The following is a 522-nucleotide window of genomic DNA, read 5'->3' as shown; positions in this document are numbered from 1 at the left end:
CAACTTTTAAACCCGCAGCTCGTGCCTGTTCGACTAAGTTCGACCCAGCTAAAGCAACTAGTACGAGTTCAGGGTTATACATTTTAATGGCATCAATTACTGCGGCTGCCTGAGCTTGGTCATGGGCAATGGTGTTGTAGAGCGCACCGTGTGGTTTAACATACTGCACTTTTGAACCAGCTACTTTAGCCAAACCATCGAGCGCAGAAATTTGGTAAAGCACATCGGCAATAAGCTCGTCACGCGACAAATCCATATTACGGCGACCAAAGCCAACAAGGTCTGGGTAAGACACATGAGCACCTATGGTCACGCCAAGTTCAACTGCTTTACGAACCGTTTTTAAAATGCCGAGCGGGTCACCAGCATGAAAACCACAAGCAATATTGGCACTGGTCACGACAGGTAAAATCTGGTCATCATTACCCATTTTCCATGAGCCGAAGCTTTCACCCAAATCACTATTTAAATCTACAAACATGGCATTATTCCTTTATCAATTCATGTCGTCTGGCTTACATA

1 protein-coding gene is annotated in these 522 nt (G+C 45.0%); it reads right to left on the bottom strand.

All coding sequences use genetic code 11. From position 1 onward, the window contains the following. On the bottom strand, positions 1-481 hold a 481-nt coding region (locus B2671_RS15790; RefSeq protein ID WP_346871265.1), incomplete at its 3' end, for a 5-oxoprolinase subunit PxpA. Between the last annotated feature and the right edge of the window lie 41 nt (positions 482-522).

This window comes from Clostridium sp. UBA5119 (assembly GCF_002414285.1).
Taxonomy (GTDB): domain Bacteria; phylum Bacillota; class Clostridia; order Clostridiales; family Clostridiaceae; genus Clostridium_J; species Clostridium_J sulfidigenes.
This window is presented reverse-complemented; position numbering and strand designations above follow the sequence as displayed.